This is a genomic window from Pseudomonas sp. G34, assembly GCF_031119625.1.
In the GTDB taxonomy this organism is placed as follows: domain Bacteria; phylum Pseudomonadota; class Gammaproteobacteria; order Pseudomonadales; family Pseudomonadaceae; genus Aquipseudomonas.
Genome location: NZ_JAVHZV010000007.1, coordinates 300,222 through 322,214, shown reverse-complemented (window position 1 = coordinate 322,214; position 21,993 = coordinate 300,222). Strand labels below are relative to the sequence as shown.

General features: G+C 64.8%; 22 protein-coding genes. 9 read left to right on the top strand and 13 right to left on the bottom strand.

What is annotated here, in order from left to right; genetic code table 11:
* Nucleotides 1–30: 30 nt before the first annotated feature.
* A complete protein-coding gene (locus QYS36_RS05150; protein WP_308838475.1) occupies nt 31–2,226 on the top strand; it encodes a TonB-dependent siderophore receptor in 2,196 nt (731 codons plus the stop codon).
* 63 nt (nt 2,227–2,289) lie between these two features.
* Here the strand turns inward: QYS36_RS05150 and QYS36_RS05145 are convergent, their stop codons facing one another.
* Entirely contained in the window at nt 2,290–3,861 is a 1,572-nt protein-coding gene (locus QYS36_RS05145; RefSeq protein WP_308838474.1) for a YdgA family protein, read from the bottom strand.
* 314 nt (nt 3,862–4,175) lie between these two features.
* Between QYS36_RS05145 and QYS36_RS05140 the strand changes: the two genes are divergently transcribed.
* Together QYS36_RS05140 and QYS36_RS05135 are read left to right on the top strand one after the other, a co-directional pair.
* On the top strand, nt 4,176–4,394 hold the full coding sequence (locus tag QYS36_RS05140) for a hypothetical protein (RefSeq protein WP_308838473.1): 219 nt from the start codon (nt 4,176–4,178) through the stop codon (nt 4,392–4,394).
* Nucleotides 4,395–4,636: 242 nt separating this feature from the next.
* On the top strand, nt 4,637–5,101 hold the full coding sequence (locus QYS36_RS05135) for a hypothetical protein (RefSeq protein WP_308838524.1): 465 nt from the start codon (nt 4,637–4,639) through the stop codon (nt 5,099–5,101).
* Between the two features lie 74 nt (nt 5,102–5,175).
* On the opposite strand, the gene QYS36_RS05130 is transcribed toward QYS36_RS05135, so the two are convergent.
* The 4 genes from QYS36_RS05130 to QYS36_RS05115 form a co-directional block, all read right to left on the bottom strand.
* Nucleotides 5,176–6,270: a hypothetical protein gene (locus QYS36_RS05130; RefSeq protein ID WP_308838472.1), complete on the bottom strand. Its 1,095-nt coding sequence runs from the start codon at nt 6,268–6,270 to the stop codon at nt 5,176–5,178.
* Entirely contained in the window at nt 6,267–7,259 is a 993-nt protein-coding gene (locus QYS36_RS05125) for a hypothetical protein (protein WP_308838471.1), read from the bottom strand. The genes QYS36_RS05130 and QYS36_RS05125 overlap by 4 nt, the downstream gene beginning before the upstream one ends.
* A gap of 185 nt (nt 7,260–7,444) precedes the next feature.
* Entirely contained in the window at nt 7,445–7,894 is a 450-nt protein-coding gene (locus QYS36_RS05120) for a MaoC family dehydratase (protein WP_308838470.1), read from the bottom strand.
* A 49-nt stretch (nt 7,895–7,943) separates the two neighbouring features.
* Nucleotides 7,944–8,507 carry a TetR family transcriptional regulator gene (locus QYS36_RS05115; RefSeq protein ID WP_308838469.1) on the bottom strand — a complete coding sequence of 188 codons (564 nt, stop codon included), beginning with the start codon at nt 8,505–8,507 and terminating at the stop codon, nt 7,944–7,946.
* Nucleotides 8,508–8,689: 182 nt separating this feature from the next.
* Between QYS36_RS05115 and QYS36_RS05110 the strand changes: the two genes are divergently transcribed.
* The 3 genes from QYS36_RS05110 (at nt 8,690) to QYS36_RS05100 (ending at nt 11,498) form a co-directional block, all read left to right on the top strand.
* On the top strand, nt 8,690–9,490 hold the full coding sequence (locus QYS36_RS05110) for an SDR family oxidoreductase (RefSeq protein WP_308838468.1): 801 nt from the start codon (nt 8,690–8,692) through the stop codon (nt 9,488–9,490).
* A gap of 4 nt (nt 9,491–9,494) precedes the next feature.
* Nucleotides 9,495–10,283 carry an SDR family oxidoreductase gene (locus QYS36_RS05105; protein WP_308838467.1) on the top strand — a complete coding sequence of 263 codons (789 nt, stop codon included), beginning with the start codon at nt 9,495–9,497 and terminating at the stop codon, nt 10,281–10,283.
* A 111-nt stretch (nt 10,284–10,394) separates the two neighbouring features.
* On the top strand, nt 10,395–11,498 hold the full coding sequence (locus QYS36_RS05100; RefSeq protein ID WP_308838466.1) for an NADH:flavin oxidoreductase: 1,104 nt from the start codon (nt 10,395–10,397) through the stop codon (nt 11,496–11,498).
* An 87-nt stretch (nt 11,499–11,585) separates the two neighbouring features.
* Here QYS36_RS05100 and QYS36_RS05095 read toward each other — a convergent pair whose 3' ends face one another.
* The 5 genes from QYS36_RS05095 to argC form a co-directional block, all read right to left on the bottom strand.
* Complete coding sequence (locus QYS36_RS05095) at nt 11,586–12,125, bottom strand: thioesterase family protein (RefSeq protein ID WP_308838465.1); 540 nt, start codon at nt 12,123–12,125, stop codon at nt 11,586–11,588.
* Nucleotides 12,126–12,248: 123 nt separating this feature from the next.
* Nucleotides 12,249–12,404 (bottom strand): hypothetical protein, encoded by a 156-nt coding sequence (locus QYS36_RS05090; RefSeq protein WP_308838464.1) that lies wholly within the window; start codon nt 12,402–12,404, stop codon nt 12,249–12,251.
* Between the two features lie 234 nt (nt 12,405–12,638).
* Entirely contained in the window at nt 12,639–14,243 is a 1,605-nt protein-coding gene (locus QYS36_RS05085) for a histidine kinase famiy protein (protein ID WP_308838463.1), read from the bottom strand.
* A gap of 406 nt (nt 14,244–14,649) precedes the next feature.
* Nucleotides 14,650–15,087, bottom strand: a complete 438-nt coding sequence (locus QYS36_RS05080) for a hemerythrin domain-containing protein (RefSeq protein ID WP_308838462.1) — start codon at nt 15,085–15,087, stop codon at nt 14,650–14,652.
* A gap of 121 nt (nt 15,088–15,208) precedes the next feature.
* Nucleotides 15,209–16,138 (bottom strand): N-acetyl-gamma-glutamyl-phosphate reductase, encoded by a 930-nt coding sequence (argC, locus tag QYS36_RS05075; RefSeq protein WP_308838522.1) that lies wholly within the window; start codon nt 16,136–16,138, stop codon nt 15,209–15,211.
* Between the two features lie 105 nt (nt 16,139–16,243).
* On the opposite strand from argC, the gene QYS36_RS05070 reads away from it, so the two are divergent.
* Complete coding sequence (locus QYS36_RS05070) at nt 16,244–17,128, top strand: LysR family transcriptional regulator (RefSeq protein ID WP_308838521.1); 885 nt, start codon at nt 16,244–16,246, stop codon at nt 17,126–17,128.
* Between the two features lie 89 nt (nt 17,129–17,217).
* Nucleotides 17,218–18,531: an ATP-binding protein gene (locus QYS36_RS05065; protein WP_308838461.1), complete on the top strand. Its 1,314-nt coding sequence runs from the start codon at nt 17,218–17,220 to the stop codon at nt 18,529–18,531.
* Here QYS36_RS05065 and QYS36_RS05060 read toward each other — a convergent pair.
* From QYS36_RS05060 to QYS36_RS05050, 3 genes are all read right to left on the bottom strand, one after another.
* Complete coding sequence (locus QYS36_RS05060; protein WP_308838460.1) at nt 18,506–19,663, bottom strand: phosphatidylserine/phosphatidylglycerophosphate/cardiolipin synthase family protein; 1,158 nt, start codon at nt 19,661–19,663, stop codon at nt 18,506–18,508. The genes QYS36_RS05065 and QYS36_RS05060 overlap by 26 nt on opposite strands.
* 116 nt (nt 19,664–19,779) lie before the next feature.
* A complete protein-coding gene (locus tag QYS36_RS05055; protein ID WP_308838459.1) occupies nt 19,780–20,565 on the bottom strand; it encodes an MBL fold metallo-hydrolase in 786 nt (261 codons plus the stop codon).
* An 87-nt stretch (nt 20,566–20,652) separates the two neighbouring features.
* Nucleotides 20,653–20,934: a hypothetical protein gene (locus QYS36_RS05050; protein ID WP_192424371.1), complete on the bottom strand. Its 282-nt coding sequence runs from the start codon at nt 20,932–20,934 to the stop codon at nt 20,653–20,655.
* Between the two features lie 244 nt (nt 20,935–21,178).
* On the opposite strand from QYS36_RS05050, the gene olsB reads away from it, so the two are divergent.
* Nucleotides 21,179–21,937 (top strand): L-ornithine N(alpha)-acyltransferase, encoded by a 759-nt coding sequence (gene olsB, locus QYS36_RS05045; RefSeq protein ID WP_308838458.1) that lies wholly within the window; start codon nt 21,179–21,181, stop codon nt 21,935–21,937.
* Nucleotides 21,938–21,993: the final 56 nt, after the last annotated feature.

Here is a 21,993-nt window from a genome sequence, read left to right as displayed (position 1 = left end):
CGCTTACCACTCACTAGCCAGGGAACCTCCATGTCGCGTCTCACCCCACCCCGCTGCTTCGTTGCCTCCCGCAATCATCTGGCCCTGGCCATCTGCATGGCCACCCTGACCCCGGCCCTGGCCCAGGAACGCCTCGACGTGCAGGAGGGCGCCGCGAGCGGCGTGCTGGAACTGGGCGCCACCGAAATCACCAACTCCCAGCTGGGCAGCACCACCGAAGGCTCGCGCTCCTACACCACCGGCGCCATGGCCACCGCCACCAAGCTGCCCATGACCCTGCGCGAAACACCCCAGGCGACCACCGTGATCACCCGCCAGCGCATGGATGACCAGGGCATGACCAGCATCAACGATGCCATCGCCGCCACACCCGGGGTGTTTCTCAGCTATGCCAGCGGCCCGGGCCGGCAGACCTACTACGCCCGCGGCTTCGAAATCGACAACCTGATGTATGACGGCATTCCCAGCGGCTACAACGGCGTAGGCGTGGGCGTGCAACCGAACCTGGCGATGTTCGATCGGGTGGAAGTGGTACGCGGTGCCACCGGCCTGGTCACCGGCGCGGGCAACCCCTCGGCAGCGGTCAACATGGTGCGCAAGCGCCCATTGGCCGATCAGCGCGTGACCCTGACCGGCGCCGCTGGCAGTTGGGACGATTACCGTGGCGAAATCGACGCCTCCAGCCCGCTCAACGACAGCGGCACCCTGCGCGGCCGGGTGGTGACCTCCTACCGCGATGCCAACAGCTATGTCGATGGTGCCGAGGAAGATCACGGCCTGTTCTACGCCATCACCGAGGCGGACCTGAGCGATTTCACCACCCTCAGCGTCGGTTTCTCTCACCAGAAGGACAAGACCAACAACTTCTGGGGTGCCTCGATGATCGGCCTCGATGGCCGCCACCTGGACCTGTCACGTTCCTACAATCCGGGAAGCGACTGGGAAAACAAGGATCAGCAAACCAATACGCTGTTCGCCGAACTGCGCCAGCAACTGGCCAATGACTGGAAGCTGCAGGTCAATGCCGATTACTCCGACCTCAATGCGCTGTTCTCGGGCTCCTACCAGTCGCGCTTCCAACAACCAGCCAGACCGCTGGAGCGAACCGTCTGGCAAGCCAAGTACGACGAGCACAAGCTCGGCCTGGACAGCTTCGTCAGCGGCCCGTTCGAGGCCCTCGGGCGCACCCACGAACTGGTGATCGGCGCCAGCAAGCGCATCGCCGACACCAACACCCACAGCTACAGCCCCTATGTGACCAACTGGCCGGTCGATGGCGGCAAGCCGGATTTCACCCGTACCGGCAGCGGCCGCACCGTCACCACCCAGGACGGCGTGTACCTGACCACCCGCCTGAGCCTGGCCGACCCGTTGAAACTGATCCTCGGCGGGCGCCTGGACTGGTACGACTATGACGACAAGGAAAGCTCGACGGCCGATTACAAGGTGACCCGTAACGTCACCCGTTTTGCCGGGCTGATCTACGACCTGGATGACCACCACTCGGTCTATGTCAGCTACAGCGATATCTTCAAGCCACAAGCGGAGAAAGATAGGTCGGCAACTCCGATCACGCCGATTAGTGGCAAAAACTACGAAGTGGGCATAAAGGGCGAATACTTTGATGGCGCGCTTAACGCCAGCGCCGCATTGTTCCGAGTAGACCAGGAAAACCGCGCCGTTGCCGTGACCGGGAGCGACCGTCAGAACTGTGCCGACCCGAATAATTGCTATGTCGCCTCCGGCGAAGTGCGCAGCCAGGGTATCGACCTGGAACTGCAAGGCGCACTGACCGAGAACTGGCAACTTGGCGCAGGCTATACCTACGCCCGCGTGCACACCTTGAAGGACGCCGCCAACCCGCAGAACGAGAACCAGCGCTTCGACACCGACATGCCGGAGCACCTGTTCAAGCTCTCCACGGTCTATCGCTTCCAGGGCCCGCTGGAAAAACTGCGGGTCGGTGGCAACGTTTCCTGGCAGAGCCGCCTTTACAACGACATCGCGCTGGACGACGGCAGCAGCTACCGCCTCAAGCAAGGCGCCTACGCGCTCACCAGCCTGATGGCAGGCTATGCGGTCAACGAGAATCTGGATCTGCAGCTCAACGCCAACAACGTCTTCGACAAGAAGTACTACGCGTCGATTTCCAACTCCATCGAGTACGGCGGCGACACCTACGGCGCCCCGCGCAACCTGATGCTGACCGCCAAGTACAGCTTCTGAGCCAATACCCGGCGCACAAAAAAGCCAGTCGCAGGACTGGCTTTCTTGCATCAGGCGAACGGCTTACTCGGCCGTATCGGGCGCCTGCCCATCGGCGCGGTCATCCTCGCCCATGCCTTCCTGGGGGTCGTACATCGATGCTTCACCATCGAGGCCGCCGCCCATGCCGCCGGTCTTGGACATTACCAGGGTGACGAACTCGTCGACGCTCATGTCCTGGCCGTTGAAGGTCACCTTGTTGTCGGCGTAATGCAGCGAGGATTGCAGGGTGTCGCCTTCCAGGGTCAGCAGGCCGGTGCCGAGCGCCATGCCGCTGCCCATCTCGGTCATCATCGTCGCCTGCTCTTCGATGGCCTTGGCATCGGTGACGCCTTCGACCATCGCCTGGATGCGCACACCGTCGCCGATCACCGCCTTGGCGACCGACAGCTTGGCCTCCAGCTTCGCGATCATCTGCCTGGCCAGTTCGTCAGGCGCCAGCTCGAAGGACTCCGGCTTGTCCAGATCCAGCACCACACGCAGCGAGGCCTGGCCGTGGGCCGTGGTGAGGGTGAAGTTGTCCAGCGCCAGCTGCGGTTTGCCGGCCAGCAGCTTCTCGAGATCCGCCTTCAGGCGCGCTTCGTCCTCGGCCGAGAGGTCGAGTTGCGGTGCTTCCTCGCCCAGGGCCTGGGCCTGCTGAACCGGGACAAGTTTGTCCTGATACAGCTTGATCAGCGATTGCAGCGCCGCGCTGTCGAAGTTCTTGATCGCCCACAGGGTGCGCAGGCCACCAATCTCCTTGCCGTCATAACTGATCTTGCCGATGTCATAGCCAATCTGCCCGTGGAGCGCGGTGCCGCTCTCCTGCAGGCTGCCGACCTGGGCAAGATCCTTGAGCAGCACAGCGGGCTTGTCACCGACCTTGATCTGCGCGGTGGCCAGCTTGATGCTGCTGTCACCGACATAGAAATCGCCGCTGCCCAGGCGCTGCTCGCTGCTCAGGGTCAGGTCGCGCAGGTCGACCTGCATTGGCGTCTCATCGCTGCTGCTGAGCAGCAGGCTGTCCATGCCGCCACTGACTTGTACCTGCTTGGCATTCTTGCTGGCTTCGATATCGAGGGTCATGCCGGAGAACTTCACCGCGGAAGTTGGCGAAGGCGCAAAGTCCAGTGGCGTGAGCACCAGGGTGCCCTGGGTCGAACCGTCGTAGCCGAGAACGCCGGTACCCGTGAGCGGTGCAGCGCCCTTGGCGGCATCGAACCACTTCTGGGTGAGTTCGTTGGCCTCCAACTGGTAATTGCTGGCTGCCATGACCGGCCACAGGTTCAGGCGCATGAGCCGCGAGGCCGGCAGCGGGCCGTGCTGGATATTATCCACCAGCAGAATCTCGACATGCCGCGGCTCGCCGTCTTTGGCCGGTGCGTCCAGGGAGAAGCGGTAGTGCGCGGTACTGCTGAACAACCGGGTTTCCAGCGACAGCAGTTCGAGCTTGGTGGAAACGCCCGTGCCCAGCAGCGCGTCGGCACCCTGTTTGTTGGCCTCATCGATAAGGTTGTCAAGCACACCGGGCAACTGGGTGCCGGTGTACCAGGCGCCGGCCGTGCTGAGGGCGCCAACCGCCACCAGCCCTACTGCTACTGCTGCTATTTTGTTCATCGTCTGCTCAATGCATATCCATGATGGGAGTGTTCGGCCTTCCTGGCCTGGCGCAAGGCGCGCGGTGCAGCGAAAGGCGGCGGCAATCTTAGCACCCTGCACCACGGGGCACTGTGCGAGCGCTCTCTGTTTTCTCGACAAACCGGCGGTTCGGCCTCGTTGCTGCGCCGCGACCGGTCATTCATCGGCAGGCAGGGCGGCGCAACCAACTTCTGCTGAATCCTTCCACCTCGCCTACAGTCATATCTCATCAGTAAGGCGTGGAATGATCTGCGCTCATACAGGCCGCGACTGGCCACTACCGAGGTGCGCAAATGGCTACACAGAGTGAGAGGGTGCTGGAGCAGGCCTTGATGGCCATGCTGGGCGCCTGCATCGACCTGGGCTACGACGTCGACAAGCTGGCGAAGAAGGCCCAGATGCTGATTCTGGACAACAGCAAGTACAACCGTGTCGAGCAGCCACTGCCCTCGACTCCCCATGAAGCCATCGAACGCGCCCTCTCTACGATAAAGAGCGCGCCGCGCCTCTAAGCCGTCGCAAAGCGCCATCTCCCCACTGTCGTCAAGTGCGTAGCCCCTCGCCCAACCCTGCCAAGGGGTTGGGTGAGGTGCCTTTTCGCTCCCTCCCGGCCACTGTGAAAGGCTGTGAAATCTTCCAATAGTTGCGAATTGCTGTGAAGGCAATGTGCTTCGCCCAGCTCCGCGCTGATACCGTCAGTGACGCGGGCGCCTAGACCTGCCACAAGCCGATCATCACTTAGGGAGCAGAGCCGATGTCCACGTTCGTATCACCTACCGGCGGTAACCCGAATACGCCGAGCCCGTCGACTACCGCGTTCGATGCCAAGTTGGACATCGCCAAATCCAGCAAGACGATTGCCGACTACATGCGCCAGAACGGCAAGCAGGCGATCACCAAGGAACAAGTGGCCCAGCTGGCCAACGACACCTCGGGCAAGGTGCCGAACGCTGTGGTCGAGGCGGCCAGGTACATGCAGCGTCATCCCGATGTATTCACCGCCATCGAGACCCACGACGTGGCCGGTGCCGATGACCTGTCCGGGGTCTGGAACTTCGACTGGGCCGCCAGTGGCGGCCTGAAAGGCACGCCGACCGAAGCGATCGCCAAGATGCAGGACACCTTCGACTACGCCATCGCCAAATCCGCGCAGATCACCGAGATCACCACCGCCAGCAAGACCGAGCTGGACTCGACCAAACAGCGGCCGAGCAACTGAGCAAGCGGGCGCCGCAACGGCGCCCACTGCCTTGCAAATCCCGCGATACGTCAGGTCTTACCCCTGACGGCCCGCTATGGGTCGAACCGGCGCCGCAACCACGAGAACGGTGCCAGCACCCAGAACACGCCATAGGCCAGCGCCCGCGTGCACAAGCGCAACAGCAACGGCGCGGGCCGCCAATGCGGCCCAGGGACGAAAGCCCCCAGCGGACGAAAATGCGCCAGGGGCCGGGTCAGGAAGGCCTGCCACACACCGTGCCGCGAAATGGCCACGCCCAGATTCTCGGGGATGAAGAAACCCGAGTGACCATAGTGGTCGGCGCGCACGTTGAGCGCCGAGGCGGCCAGGTAGCCGACCGTTCCGCCCGGCCCGGCGCCGGGAATGGCGTACTGCGCCCAGGGCACGGCGCGATCCCGACCGCCCACATGGTTGAGCACGGCCTCGACGCGCCCCTGCTCGATCAGCCGATCCCAGTCGAAATCCGGGCGCACGATACTCGCCGCGGTGATGATGCGCCCGAACCTCAGGTCAGCGAACTCCGGGCTCTCCAGCACCCGCGACAGCAGCAGCGTGCCGAAACTGTGGGCGATGATGTCGGGGCGGGTGGGCAGCCGGCTCTTCTGCGCCTGCTCGATGGCGATGCGCATGCGCTCGCCCAGGCGCCTGGCAAGGCGCTTGTGCAGCCAGCGGGCGAACACGTCGATGGTCGCCCAACCGTACTTGTAGATCAGCACCGGCGCCGAATAGCTGAGCCGGTTGGCGATCTCCCAGCTGAACGCTTCCTGCCATTTGGCGCGGCTGTTCATGCCGTGGATGACGATCACCCAGCGGATGTCGCGGCTGCTTTCGCCCAGCAGCCGATAGCCGGGCTCGACCTCGGGCGCCACGCCCTCCTGCTGATAGTCCGCCAGGCAGAACGGGCAGACCGTATTGGCCATGCCGGCCGGCAGCACGCGGGCGCACGGGCCCATGGGGCATCGATAGACGTCGCGGCGCAGGGCAATCGAGGCACTGACCAGGCCGTCGAGAAAGGCTTGCAGCGCGCCATCGGCATCGGCCGCCTCGACCGCCTGGGCGAATTGCCCCAGGGTGAACTCCAACTCGACGCCCTCGCCCAGGCGGCGCTCGATCTCGGCCTGCCAGCGATCTGACCAGGTAGCATTCATGGCGCGCCGTTGTACTCCCAGAGCAGCTCGACGATACGCAGCACGTCTTCACGCTTGCATTGCGCCCAGATGCGCAGCCGCCCTTCACGCCCATAGACCTGCACGGCGATGCGCCGGCTGGTGCCGTGTTCTTCGGCGGCGAAATGCAGCATGCCCTGGGCCCGGTCGAACTGGCCGGTGTCCACCGCCTGCAGCACCACACGCACCGGCTCGACGGCGTCGATGCCACCGTCGGCCAGGGTCGAGGCCATTTCCACGTAGCCACCGTCGAGCTCGAAACGGGTCGAATGCACACCCTTGCCCTTGCTCGCGGCGACCTTTACCGCCTGGTTGAGGGGGATCGGTTGCAGGGCGGCGTCCGGGCAGCCAATCGCCGCCAGGCTCAGGCGCACATCCGCAAAGACCGCCTTGTGGTCGATCTCCGGGTTGCGATGAATCAGCACCAGGCAGTACGGATCGGCGTAGCGCCATTCGAAGCGCACCACGCTGCGATCCAGGCGCTGCCGGTAGGCGTCGAAACGGTAATGCTCGAGCCCTTCATCGAGGCTGAAGTCCTTGGCCTTGAAACGATTCCAGCCGGCCTTGCCCTGATGCCAGAGCAGTGACAGGCCTGCGTCGGCCAGCGCAATGTGCTTGAGCTCGAGTGCTTGTGGAAAGTCCAGGCTGGCGCTGGCGTTCAGCACGCCGGCATGAACGCTCCCGGCGATGCCGGCGGCGAGCGCGGCCGGCTCGATCTGCGGCGGCTCGATCAGGTAAAGATGCTGGTCGCCCCAGCCTTCGACCTCGGCCAGCCAGGCTTCGAGCTTTTCCTGGGTCAGCTCGCCGGCGTCGATGGCCGCGTCGAGGTTGGCGGCGAAGTCTTCCTTGCTCGCACCGATCCTGGCGGTGGTGCCGCGCAGCAGCTCCTTGATGAACGCATTGCCCTGGGCGACGATCACCCGTCGCACCAATTCCTTGAGTTGCAGTTTGCTCAGCGGATCCGTGCCCATGCCCTCTCCCGACGATGCAAAACGTCATGCCTGGCGGCACGACATAGCTATACGCCAGCATACTGTTTACGCAGAGAATTGGCTCGCTCGGCGTGCGTCATGGACGCACCGTCCGTAGAGGGTGCTGGCGATGCCCGGCGCAAAACACGCCGCAAGCAGGCTATCCGGTGCAGGCCGCTGGCGGTTTAGCTGCGCCGCTGCACTACCAGGGTACCCACGGAAATCTGCACGGCCTGGTCATGCTGATTCAGGGTGGTGGTACGCAGTTTGACCAGCCCCTGGGTGGGCCTGGATTTCGATGGCCTGACCTCCAGCACCTCGATCTCGACGCGCAACTCATCACCCGGCCTGACCGGCAGCGGCCAACGCAACTCGTCGAAACCGGCGCCGACCAGACCACCAGCCAACTCGAGGCCACTGTCCACCAGCAGGCGCATGGTCAGCGCCGCGGTGTGCCAGCCACTGGCCGCCAGGGCGCCGAAAATCGAATCACCGGCTGCGGCGTTATCCAGGTGAAAAGGCTGCGGATCGAATTCGCGGGCGAAATCCTTGATCGCGCTTTCTTCGACGCGTGCTCGGGTATGGCCCTTGAAGTGCTGCCCAGGTGCCAGGTCGTCGAGGTAATAAAGAGTCATTTCAGCCTCCGTTTCTGCACGGCGCCGCCGCGCCAGTCAGGTGATGGGTTCACTTCGCCGCAAGAATCTGCGCCCGGCACACGTCGAGAACTTCGTCGGCCAGCGGCGAATCATCGGGGCACGCCCGTGACAGCAAGACAGCGCCCACCGCCTGGGCCAACTGGCCCATCAGCCGGGCGCGCTGCTCCTGGCTCGCGTCGCTATCGGCACCGTTCGCTTCACCCGCCAGGGTGGCCAGCAGGCTGTCGATGCCGTCGGCGAAGATCGCCTTGAGGTTGTCCGGCTGGCGCGCCGCATCGCCGCCAAGAGCGGCGAGCGTACAACCGGCATCGCGAGAATCGCGGTGCTGGCGCGACAGGTAAAAATCGAAGAACTGCGCCGCATCCACCGCCTGGGTACGCTCGAGGGTTTTCGCGATGCCGCTGGCCGCCGCCTCCGCGATCAAATCGGCCTTGCAGCCAAAGTGCTTGTAGAAGCCGCCGTGGGTGAAGCCGGCGGCCGCCATCAGGTCGGCGACGCCCACACCGTCATAGCCGCGCTCGCGAAACAGCTGCGAAGCCGTTTCCACGATCAACGCCCGGTTCGCCTGAGCCTGGGCTTTGCTCACTCGCATAGTGCTATGCCTCCTGAAGTCGTGTCGATTAGCTGACCGCCACTATACATAGATGTTGATCATAATCAAAAATGTTGACAGATAAGATTACGAACATCATCTTAATAGCACGCCGACGCCCTGCCGCTCACATGAGCCTCAACCGGCATCGACGCCCCACTCCCGCCATCGAGCAGATCACCATGAGCCAACTCTCCACCGTACTCATCACCGGCGCCTCGTCCGGAATCGGCGCCGTTTACGCAGAACGCTTCGCCCAGCGCGGCCATGACCTGGTGCTGGTCGCCCGTGACCAGGCGCGCCTGCAAGCACTGGCCAGCCGGCTGCGCGCCGAACACGGCGTTGCCGTGGATAGCCTGCGCGCCGACCTGACCCAGGCGGATGACACGCGGCTCGTCGAAGCACGGCTGCGTGAGGATGCGCGCATCGGCGTGCTGATCAACAACGCCGGCATCGCGCAATCGGGCAGCTTCGTGGAGCAGACCGGCGATGCCATCGAGCGGCTGGTCACCCTCAACAGCACCGCCCTGGCACGCCTGGCCAGCGCTATTGCGCCGCGCCTGGCGCAGGCCGGTGCCGGCAGCATCGTCAATATCGGCTCGGTGGTCGGCCTGGCGCCGGAGCTGGGCATGTCCGTCTATGGCGCCAGCAAGGCCTTCGTGCTGTTCCTGTCCCAGGGACTGAGCCTGGAGCTGAACCCCAAGGGCGTTTACGTGCAGGCGGTATTACCGGCAGCGACCCGCACCGAGATTTGGCAGCGTGCCGGCATCGACACCCATGCCATTGCGGAAATGATGGACGTCAACGAGTTGGTGGACGCGGCACTGGTGGGCTTCGACAAACGTGAGCCGGTGACCATCCCGCCCCTGCATGACGACGCTGCCTGGGGCCAACTCGACGGCGCCCGCCAGGCGCTGCTCGGCGGCATCAAGCAAGCCCACGCGGCCGAGCGCTATCGCTCGGCCGGCGCGCAGCGAGGCTGACAGCATGCCGACGAAGCAAGGTACCTGGGTGCTTATCACGGGTGCGTCGAGCGGCCTCGGCGAGGAATTCGCCAGGCAATACGCGGCGCTTGGCCATAACCTGATCCTGGTTGCCCGGCGCTTGGAACGGCTCGAAACGCTGGCCGATGCCCTGCGCCAACAGCAGCGCATCGAGGTGCTGGTCGAGCAGGTGGACCTCGCCGACATCGCCGCCGTGGGCCGCCTGCATCGCCGTTTGAGCGAGGAGCGAGGCATCGCGGTCGATGTGCTGATCAACAACGCCGGGCATGGTTTGCAGGGGCCGTTTCTGGGCAGCCAACCTGACGCGGCCCTGTCGATGATCCAGCTGGACATTGCCAGCCTCACCGCCATGACCCACCTCTTCGGCCAGGACATGCGCCGCCGCAAGCGCGGCGAGATCCTCCAGGTCGCCAGCATTCTCGCCTACCAGGGCGTCGAGGGTTTTGCGGTGTACTCGGCGGCCAAGGCCTACGTGCTGCGTTTCAGCGAGGCACTGCACCGGGAATTCAAACGCGACGGCGTGACCGTCACGGCGCTCTGCCCGGGCCTGACCGACACCGGCTTCGCCAGTGCCGCACAGCAACGCATCACGCCCACGCTGAAGGCGTTGATGATGAAAACCCCGCCCGTGGTGCGCGCAGGTATTCGCGCCATGAATGAGGGGCGTATCAGCATCGTGCCTGGTGTTGCCAACAAGCTGAATGTCGTGTTCATGTGGGCAACCCCGCGCTGGCTTCATCAGGCCGTTCTGGCCCGAATAATGGCCGCCTGATCGAGATACTGACTGCCCGTTCGATAGCCAGATGCCGCCCTACCCCACCCTCACCCAACGTGCAGAGCCGCTGAATTGTCAGCGGCCAGTGACCCCCTGATGGAGTTTTTCATGTCCGACGACGTTCTGTTCAGCCCCTTCACGCTCAAGGGCCTGGAACTGGCCAACCGCATCGTCATGGCGCCGATGACCCGCGCCATGGCCCCGCAAGGCATTCCCGGCCCGCAACATGCCGATTACTACCGCCGCCGCGCTGCTGGCGGTGTCGGCCTGATTCTCACCGAGGGCACGGTGATCGACCGCCCGGCCTCGCGCAACATGCCGGGCATTCCGTTCTTCCATGGCGAGGCAGCACTGGCCGGCTGGGCTGACGTGGCAAAAGCCGTGCACGCCGCTGGCGGGCGCATCGGCCCGCAGATCTGGCATACCGGTTCGACTCGCGGCCAGGGCGGCTGGCAGCCTGAAGCGCCGGTGGAAAGCCCATCGGGGCTGGTTGGCCCGGATGATCCCCGCGGCGTCACCATGACCCTGGAGGATATCGCCGACACCGTGGCCGCCTTTGCCAAGGCCGCTGCCGATGCCAAGCGCCTGGGCTTCGATACCGTGGAGCTGCATGGCGCCCACGGCTACCTGATCGACCAGTTCTTCTGGCCCGGCACCAACATGCGTACCGACGCCTTTGGCGGCGCCACGATTGCCGAGCGTTCGCGCTTCGCCGCCGAAGCGGTACGTGCCGTACGGGCGGCGGTCGGTGCGGACTTCCCGCTGATCCTGCGGGTCAGCCAGTGGAAGCAGCAGGACTACACCGCGCGCCTGGCCACCTCACCGGAACAGATGAGCGAATGGCTGGCGCCGCTGGTGGAGGCCGGCGTGGACGTCCTGCATTGCTCGCAGCGGCGTTTCTGGGAAGCGGAATTCCCGGAAATCGACGGTGCCGAGGGCCTCAACTTCGCCGGCTGGGCGAAGAAACTGACCGGCGCGGCGACCATCAGCGTCGGCTCGGTGGGCCTGGACGGCGACTTCTTCGGCGCCTTCGGCGGCAAGGGTTCTGGCGCGGCGGTGCTGGATAACCTGCACCGGCGCATGGAACGTGAAGAGTTCGACCTGATCGCCGTGGGCCGCGTGCTGATCTCCGACGCCGAGTGGGCCAACAAAGCCCGCAACGGCGAACCGCTGCCAGGCTTCGACGCCGCCGACCTCGCCACCCTGGCGTAATCAATGGCGCACAGCCGTGCGCCTGAACCGCAGCGGCAACTGAATCGTCAGCGCTACGTCAGGCATTGCCGGGCGCAGCGCTGAGGCTTACTGCTCTGCGTCGCGCAACTGGCTGCTCAGCCCGTCGCAGCTGGCGGACCATTGAGTCAGCCAGTCTGGCAGCGACGGCGATTGCTCCGGCAAGCCCAGCTCCAGGGCGAACTCTCCCGGCGCCACATTGCCTGTGCGCCCGCGAAACAGCCCACGCATGATCACCACCCCCACCACGCGTCCCTCCTTGACGAAGCGGTGTTCGACGAAACTCCATTTCTCATCCCACCCCAGCATGCGGGTATGGATTTCGAAGGTTTCGAACAGCTTCAGCTCGCGGCGAAACTTGCCCCAGACATCGCCGACGATGGGCAATGCCTTGTGGCGCAACGCCACCCGGAACGCGCCGCTGCGCAGCACGTAATCCATACGGCCGACATCGGCAAGGGTGAAGTAACGACCGTTGGTGACGTGCCGGTTGAAGTCCAGATCCAGCGGCCACACGCGCATGCGCACCACTGTGGTGTCGAAGGCCGCCACCGGCCGGCGCCAGGGACGGCGCAGGAGCATCAGGAAAAGACGAAACCAGAGATTCATGGAGCGAACGGCCTGTACCGGCGAGGGGGCTCCACTTTATACAGCGCATCTTGCGCACAGGTAGCTGCAAAACAGCCGTTTGCGAGGAGATTTATGCAATACGCCCCTGGCCAGGCCAAGGGCTCAAACGCCGGGTGTGCTGCCCGGGTCTCCGTGCAACGAGTTGGTCGGCCTCGACACGGTCTGGCCGTCGAGCTCCAACCGGCGCCTGACCTGGGCAATGAAGTCCATCATCACCGCATGCACCAGGGCGCCGTTGCCCAATTGCGACGTGCTCAAGAGCCGTTGCCCCAGGCATTGCCCCTCACTGGACATCGCCTTGAAGCATATGCCGGTGGGGCCTCGTTCCAGGTCAAGCCGGCAGCCGGTTTCCGTCGTGAATCTGCTGATGTATTTGTCCATAAGGTTGTGAGGCGGATACATGCAGAACAGTTCGTATAGTCTGCCGACCACTCGTCCGGGTGGTCAGGATCGTGCCGCAACGCGCTGTGCCGGCGCGCGCGGCGGCAGGCCTCACCCTACGCCGGTCGGCCCGTCGATCACCTGGCGCACCTTGCGCGCCAGCTCATGAGGCACATAGGGCTTGGAAATCACGTCGAACTCGCTGCCCCCGGCGTCGGTGCGCTCCAGCGAGGTCTCCGCATAGCCGGTGGTGAGCAACACCTTGAGATCCGGCTTGCGACGCCGTGCCTCGCGCGCCAGCATCACACCGTTCATGCCCCCCGGCATGATCAGGTCGGTGAACAGCAGGTCGTAGTCGGCCCGCTCCAGGCGCTGCAGTGCATCCCTGCCGTTCAGGGCGATCTCCGCCACGTAGCCGTAGTCCTCCAGCACCATGCGCGCCAGGTCGGCCACGTCGGGGCGATCCTCGACCACCAGCACCCGTTCGGTGCCGTTACGTTCCCGGGTGCGCTCCTGCGCCGGGCTGTGAATCACCTGGCTGTCATCGGCCGGGAAGTACAGGCGCAGCGTGGTGCCGACACCCTCTTCGGAATAGATGCGCACCGCGCCGCCCGATTGCTTGACGAAGCCGTAGACCATCGACAGCCCGAGCCCCGAGCCCTTGCCTTCTTCCTTGGTGGTGAAGAACGGATCCATCACACGGCTGCTCACGCTCTCCGGCATGCCGATGCCGTTGTCGGTGATGGCCACGCTGACGTAGCGCCCGGGCATCAGCCCGTCGTAGGACATGCTGCCCAGTTCATCCACCGTCACATTCTTGGTTTCGATGTGCACCAGAGGCTGCTCGCGCCCTTCCAGCGCATCACGGGCGTTGATGAGGATATTGAGAAACGCCACCTCCGCCTGGGTCGGATCGATGCGACAGTTCCACAGGGCCTTGTCCAAGGTCAGGTGCAGGTTCGCATGGCCCAGGGTGCGTTCGCCCAGTTCCTGGAAGCCACTGACCATGCCGTTGAGGTTGAGCACCCGACCTTCGAGTTTCTGCTTGCGCGAGAACGCCAGCAGCTGCTGGGTCAGGGTGGCGGCGCGGTCGGCGGCGTTGCGAGCATTGTTCACGCAGCGCAGGATGCGCTGATGATCGTATTCGGGCTTGCTGGCCGTGCGTTCGAGCACTTCCAGGTAGCCGATCATCACCTGCAGCAGGTTGTTGAAGTCGTGGGCGATGCCCCCGGTCAACTGGCCCAGCGCCTCCATCTTCTGCGCCTGGCGCAGGCCTTCTTCGGCATCGCGGCGACGGCTGATGTCCAGCTGCGAGGCAAAAAAATAGATCAGCTCGCCCGCATCGTTGTACACCGGCGAAATGAACAGCGCATTCCAGAAGGTCGAGCCGTCCTTGCGGTAGTTGATCAGCTCGACCGATATTTCCCGGCGCGCGGCAATCGCCTCGCGTATCTGCGCCACTACCGAGCGATCGGTTTCCGGGCCCTGCAGAAAGCGGCAGTTCTTGCCGACTATCTCCTCGGGGTCGTAGCCGGTCATCTCCAGAAAGGCGTTGTTGGCGAAGATGATCGGGTTGTCGTCACGGCCGGGGTCGGTCACGATCATCGGCATGCGGGTGGTTTCCACCGCCGCGAAGAAGATGTTCTTGCCCGAACCCGAGATATCGCCTGACGAGGCGTTGTCGACTCGAAAATCCTGCTTGCCACCTGTTGGCATCGGCTCACCTATAGAGCTGCTGGCGGGGCCGGTAGAACTGGCCCCTGTACTGAATTCGAGCAGCGAGGCGGCGAGAAGTTCTACAACGAATGCAGGCTGTACAACTACGCAAGCGCCCGGTTTTCCAGGGCAAAGCCCTGCAGTCGCCGATCTGCGGCGCTGCGCGGCGAGCCTTTGGATGACGAGAATTTGCGGCGGGTGCCGCAACCAGGTGGCGATACGCAGGGCACTTGTTGGGCCTGCTTCTACAGGCCGCTGGCCGACGCCACGGCAATGGTCGCCGGTTGCCTCAACCTGGCCATCATGAGCATCGAGCAGCCGGCCACGGCCAACGCCGAGCGAGGGCAATGGCCCCTCGCCGCGGGTGCGCGAACAGCTTGGCGACCAACGTTTCTAGGAGCGCCGTTCAGGCCAGCGCGTCCTGGTAGTCCTTCACGTACTGGGTGGCCAGCGTGCTCTTCTGCTGGTCGGTCAGCATCTTGCCGGCCTGCTGGAAGAAGGTGTGCTCCTCGTCTTCCAGGTGGTGGAAGATCTTGTCCTTGAGCTTGCGCGCCGTGGCGAGCCACGACGGGCTGGACGGGTCGGTGTCTTCCAGGGTTTCCAGCAACTCGTCCATCTCGTGGTGCTCGGCCACACCATGGCGAGACAGGTCGACGCCGGCGTCATGCTTCATCAACGGCGAATAGAAGAAGCGCTCCTCGGCCCGGGCATGGGCCAGCAACTCGTCCTTCAGCTCACTGTAATAACGCGCCCGCTCGGGGGAATCGCCGGTGGTGGCGACCAGCGCCTCGGCGATCGCCCGCTGACGGTCATGACTCTCGCGCAACGCTTCGAAGATCTGCATGCAATTACCTCATCGGCTACGGCTGTACGCGGCCTTGGTAGGCCATCTGCAGGTTGTGACCGAAGCGGCAAAAAGCTGGTTCAACCATTTGCTACGGCGCGCGGTATGCGCCCGAAGCTCTTCAGCTACCCGCGATCATCAGTTCAAGATTCTGCACCGCCGCACCGGCGGCACCCTTGCCGAGGTTGTCGAATACCGCGGTGAGCAGGACCTGGCCGGAATCGGGATGGTCGAACACCGCCAGGCGCAACCTGTCTGTGCCGTTCAGTTGCCGTGGGTCCAGATGGCCCAGCACCCGCGCTTCGGCCATGGGCATCACCTCAACGTACCTCGAGCCCCGGTAATGCTGGGCCAGGCATTCGTGCAATTGCCCGGTTTGAGCACCCTCGCCGATGAACCGCCGGTGCACGCCGATGCTGAGCACGATGCCCTGCCGAAAGGCACCATAGGCCGGCACGAAAAACGGCCGCTCGCTCAGGCCGCTGTGCAACTGTATTTCCGGCACATGCTTGTGCGCCAGCCCGAGACCATAGACCTGCAGGGCCGGCGCTGGCGCTGCCTGCTCGCCCTCGTACTCCTCGATGCCCGCGCGCCCCTTGCCGGAGTAGCCGGACACGGCGTGAATCACCGCGGGAAAGTCAGCCGCCAGCAAGCCGGCTCGCAGCAATGGCCTGAGCAGGCCAATCGCGCCGGTCGGATAGCAGCCCGGATTACTGACCTGCTTCGCCTTGGCAATTCGGGCAGCCTGCTGGTCATCCATTTCGGCGAAGCCGTAAATCCAATCGGACTCGGTACGATGCGCCGAACTGGCATCGATGACTCGCACCGCAGGGTTGTAGATGGCCGCCACCGCCTCGCGCGCCGCCGTGTCGGGCAGACACAGAATGGCGTAGTCACACTCATTGATGGCTGCGGCGCGGCGCTGTCGATCCTTGCGGTGCTCGGCAGGCAGCGTGACGATCTGCAGGTCTCGGTAGGCCGCAAGACGCTGCAGGATCTGCAATCCGGTGGTGCCCTGATCGCCGTCTATAAATACGCGTGGACGTTGCATGGTGCGACTCCTGAAAACGGTGGTGACCATCTTCCAGAAGCCGGATAAATTGTTGTAGTTGAATTTGGCAAACCTCAAATTCACTTTATCTGAAGCGAGAGCATGATGCGCGAGATCAGCCTGGATCGTTTACGCACCCTGGTTACCGTGGCCGATCTGGGCTCGTTCGCCGAGGCGGCCAATCTCCTCAACCTTGCGCCGCCGACCGTCAGCCTGCATATCGCCGATCTCGAAGCGCGTATAGGCGGCGCTCTGCTCAATCGAAACCGCGGTAACGTGCAGCCCACGGCAGTCGGCCATACCCTGATCAAGCGTGCGCGGCGACTGCTAGACGAGGCCGATCAGGCGCTGAACGAGGTGAAGCGGCAGGTGCAGGGCCTCGCCGGGCAGGTTCGTCTGGGGGCCTCGACCGGGGCACTGACGCAACTGCTGCCCGATGCCCTGGCATTGCTAAGCCAGCGCCATCCGGACATCGACGTGCAGGCCGCCGTGCTGACCTCCCGGGAAACCCTCAGGCGCCTGGCCGAAGGCCAGCTGGAAATTGGTGTGGTTGCCATGCCGCAACCTCGTATCAAGGGCATGAGCATCACGCCGTGGCGCCGCGACCCGATCATGGCGTTTGTACCGGCCCAATGGGATTGCCCGAAAACCGTTACGCCGCAATGGCTGGCCGAGCGCCCCCTGATCCTCAATGAACCAACCACTCACCTGTCGAGGTTGATCGGCGAATGGTTCATGCCCGTGGAGAAACAACCAACGCCGCGCATGCAGCTGAATTACAACGACGCGATCAAGAGCCTGGTAGCGGCCGGCTACGGAGCGACCCTGCTGCCCCACGAAGCCGCAACGCCCCAGCCAGACTCCCGCGTGCTGATGCGGCCATTGCGCCCCAAGCTGTGGCGCCATCTGGCCATCGCCCACCGCAGCGAGAACCTGGAACGCGCCACGCAGCACGTGCTAGAGGCGCTCTGGTCGCTGAACAGCACGTAACACCGACAAGCTGACGCCCCCGACAACTTGCTTGCCTGTTGTACACTGTACAGCGCATCATGCCGCCACTTTTTCTGCGGTATTCGCCGATGCCCCATCGCCCCGCCCCAGCGCCGCACGACGAAGAAGAGCGCGTGCTCTCCCTCGAACACCTCGACATCCTCGATTCGGCGCCCGAGCAGAACTTCGATGATGTGGTGCTGCTGGCGACGACCCTGTGCGACACCCCGATTGCCCTGGTCTCCCTGGTTGATCGCGAGCGGCAGTGGTTCAAGGCCTGCGTGGGGCTGGACGTGCGCGAGACCCACCGCGACCTGGCGTTTTGCGCCCATGCGATTCTCGAACCCGCTGACGTGCTGGTGGTGGAGGATGCCCTGCAGGACCCGCGTTTCCAGCACAGTGCGCTGGTGCTCGGCGAGCCGCACATTCGGTTTTATGCCGGTGCGCCGATCCGCACCGATGCCGGCCATCCGCTGGGCACCGTCTGCGTGATCGACACCCGGCCACGAACCCTCGCCGAACACCAGCGCCAGGCGCTGCAGGCACTGGCCCGGCAAACCGCCGCGCTGCTGCAACTGCGCCTGCTGGAGCTGCAGCGCGAGCGCCATGCCACCGTGCTGCTCGATGAGCTGGAACAGGCCCAGGCGCGTCATCGCGAAGCCGAGGAGTCGCTGCGCCATGCACGCCGCGTATCGTCCCTGGGCATGCTGACCGCCAGCATCGCCCATGACGTCAACAACCTGCTGCAGGTGCTCAGCAGCAGCCTGCAGATGGCCCAGTTGCGCTCGCGGCGCCCGGCGGACGTGGAGCGCTTCGCGCAGACCGGCCTGCAAGCGGTGGAGCAAGGCGGCAAGCTGATTCGCCAGTTGCTCGCCAACGTGCGCCAGGACGGCCCCGAGCTGGCGTGCATCGACATCAGCGAGCGCCTCGACGCCGCCCGCGAGTTGCTGGCCGGCACCCTGGGCAGCGACATCAACCTGAGCTTCGACCTGGCGGCCCGGGACGTCGGCGTGATGTGCGACGAGGTGCAGCTGCAGGCGGTGGTACTCAACCTGCTCAGCAATGCCCGCGACGCCATGCTGGGCCGCGGCCAGGTGCTGATCGCCACCCATCAGGAGCGCCTGCTCGGCGACGCGCAGCTGAGCGACGGCAATTACCTGGTGCTGAGCGTCCGCGACGACGGGCCGGGCATGCCCGCCGAGCTGGCGGCGAAGATATTCGCCCCCTTCTTCACCACCAAGCAGGCCGGCAAGGGCACCGGCCTGGGCCTGGCCCAGGCCCGCGAATTCGCCAACCACACCGGCGGCGATATACGGGTGCAGACGGCGCCCGGCGTGGGCACCACCATGCGCCTGTATCTGCGGATACTGGGCCGGATCAGCGGCGTCGATCGAGCAGGTTGACGATCAGCCGATCCGCCCAGCCCCACAGGCGCTGACGCACCCGCGTCCAGAACGGCCGCGCCTGCCACATCTGCAAATCCACCTCGCGGCTCTGCGGGAAATCGCGCTCGAAGCTCTGCTGCACCGCCGCGGTGAAGGCGGCGTCCAGGGTTTCGACGTTGGCGTCGAGGTTGAAGCGCAGGTTCCAGTGGTCGAAGTTGCAGGAGCCGACGCTGGTCCAGTCATCCACCAGCACCATTTTCAGATGCAAAAAGCGCGGGCGGAACTCGAAGATGCGCACCCCGCCCTTGAGCAGGCGTGGGTAGTAACGCTGCCCGGCAAAGCGCACCGCCGGGTTGTCGGTATGCCGGCCGCTGAGCAGCAGGCGCACGTCGACGCCACGCCCGGCGGCCTTGCGCAGCGCCCGGCGCACCCGCCAGGTCGGCAGGAAATACGGTGTGGCCAGCCACACCCGATGCTGGGCGCCGTTGAGGGCACGGATCAGCGATTGCAGGATGTCGCGATGCTCGCGGGCATCGGCGTAGGCCACCCGCCCCCAGCCAGAACCCGACGCGGGCAGGTGCGGCAAGGGGTGGCGATGGGGCGTGAGGTACGGGCGCCAGGCGAAGCGCGAGTTGTTGGCCTGCCACTGGCGGTCGAACAGCTGCAGCCAGTCGGCCACCAGCGGGCCAGCGATTTCCACCATCACTTCGTGCCAGGCGCTCTCGGGCTCGCCGGGCATCCAGAAGTCATCGGTCGAGCCGGTGCCGCCAACGAAGGCCACCTGGCTGTCGACCACCAGCAGCTTGCGGTGGTCGCGGTACAGGTTGCGTACACCGCGCCGCCAGCGCAGCGGGTTGTACCAGCGCAGCTGCACGCCAGCGTCGAGCATGCGCTGGCGGTCGGCGGCATTCAGCGCCTGGCAGCCGAAGGCGTCGAACAGGCAACGCACCGTCACGCCGCGCTCGGCCGCTTCGCACAGGGCACGCAGCAGCGCATCGGTGCAGGCGCTGCTGGACACCAGGTACTGCTCCAGTTCGATCGTTGCCCGGGCGGCGTCGATCCAGGCGATCATCCGTGGAAAGAACGCCGGGCCGTCGTTGAGCAGCGTGAACTGGTTGCCCTGGCGCCAGGGATAGACCTGACCGGGCATCAGTCGCTCACACACAGGGGATGGGAAAAGCGGCGCATGACATCTCGGCGGCAGCGGGGGGATGCGCCACGATAGCCGGGCGCGTGCTGCTTGCAAAGCACCGCGCACGGCAGGCGCTAACGGGGCAGCTGATAGTCCTCGGGGCCGAGCAGGTCGAGCCCGCATTCCAGGTTCTCGATCCAGTACAAAAAGGCGCTGATCATCTCGCGCCCCATGAACGGCCGACCGTGTTGCGGCACGATCCTCTCCACGTCCATGCCGCGCACCATGGCGGCCCACAGGCGGCAGGCCTTGTTGCTGGCCATGTAGCGGCGGTGAAAGCCGAGCATGCTCGGCACATGGGCGGCGAAATCCGCCACCGGGCCACTGTCATCGAGCATCGAGGCGCCCATGTCGCCGGAGAAGAGGATCTTGCTCAGCGGGTCATAGAGCTGGAAGTTGCCCACCGAGTGCAGGAAGTGCGCCGGCACCGCCTTGAGCGTGCAGCGCCCGAGGGCGAAGGACTGGCCGCGGTCGGGCAGGGCAATGATGCGGTCGAAGGTGTTGATGCCGCGGCTCAGCGCCAGGTAGTTGGCCGTCAGGTGTGGCAGAAAGCGCGCCCACAGCTTGGAGCAGATGACCTGCGCCCTGGTGTGCAGCAGCCACTTGTCGAGCGAGGCGATGATGTCCGGGTCCTGGTGCGAGGCGAAGATGTAGGTCAGCTCCTGCAGCGGAATGTGCTTGGACAGCTCCATGCTCAGCGGCACGTAGGTCAGGTCGCCACCCGGGTCGAGCAGCAGGTACTGGTCATGGTCGATGATCAGGAACTGGTTGGACTGCACGCCCTCGCCGCTGACCAGGTCATCGAACATCATGCAGCGGTGGGTGCCGTTGTCGAACAGCACGATGGGGTCGCGGCGCATACCGGCACACTCGTCAGCCAAAGTGGCAGAGCTTAGGGAGCTGCCAGGGCGCGGGTGATGACCTGGGTCAGGGAAGCCGACGCTGGCTCAGCGTTGCCCGCACATGCGGCAGCGCCCGCCCGCCATCACCCCGGTGCAGCGCGGACAATCGCCATTCAGGGTGCCGCGCCGCCACTGCCCGATCTGCACCAGCCGGCGTACTGCCCAGGCCGCCCCAAGGGCCGGCAGCAGGCCCATCCAGGGAAACAGCGCCCGCGCCCAGCCCGTGGCGGCGCCACCCTGCTGGGAGAGGATCACCAGGCCCATCATGGCCACCACGCCGCCAATGATGAGGATGAAAGGCAAACCGAGGTTGCGGACGAAGAACATGGGCGGCGTGGCTCGAAGACGGCGGGCGCCCATGGTAAGCAAGATTGCCTGCTCACGGCACTACCTGTGCCTGGTAGCTATGCCCGGCAGCAGCTCGCCGCCTGTCACATAAGCATCACCGAACCTTCATGGGCGTGACACCCGCCCTGCCTAGCCTGAATGTGTTTCCTGAGTTTTCTCAGGTCTGCAGGCTAATTCCGGTTCGTGCGCAGCAAGGCTGCCCGACCCGCAACGGAGGTAAGGCATGACCCAAAACGCCATGGCACCCGAGCGCAGCAATGCTCCCCGTCGCCTGCAGGCCGAGCGCCTGAGCACGCCGCGCGCCCTGCGCGAGGCCCAGGCCCTGCGTTTTCGCGTGTTCAGCGCCGAATTCGATGCAAAGCTCAAGGGCGCCGAGCTGGGCCTGGACATGGACGACTACGACGTGCACTGCCAGCACATCGGTGTGCGCGACCTGAACAGCGGCGAACTGGTGGCCACCACGCGCCTGCTCGACCACCAGGCAGCCGCCAGCCTGGGGCGTTTCTACAGCGAAGAGGAATTTGCCCTGCATGGCCTGCGCCACCTGCAAGGCCCGATTCTGGAAATCGGCCGCACCTGCGTGGACGCCGCGTACCGCAACGGCGGAACCATCGCGGTTCTGTGGGCCGAGCTGGCCGAAGTGCTCAACGAAGGCGGCTACCGCTACCTGATGGGTTGCGCCAGCATCCCCATGCAGGATGGCGGCATCCAGGCCCAGGCGATCATGCAACGCCTGCGCGAACGCTACCTGTGCACCGAGAACCTGCGCGCCGAGCCGAAAACGCCGCTGCCCAGCCTGGAGATCTCGGGCAACGTGATCGCCGAGATGCCACCGCTGCTCAAGGCCTACATGCGCCTGGGCGCCAAGATCTGCGGTGAGCCCTGCTGGGACAAGGACTTCCAGGTCGCCGACGTGTTCATCCTGCTCAAGCGCGATGAGCTGTGCCCACGCTACGCCAAGCATTTCAAAGCCGCGGTCTGATCGACCGCTTGCCCCACACTGTCCCGTCACGGTAGAAATGCCGTGCCGGGCGCTGC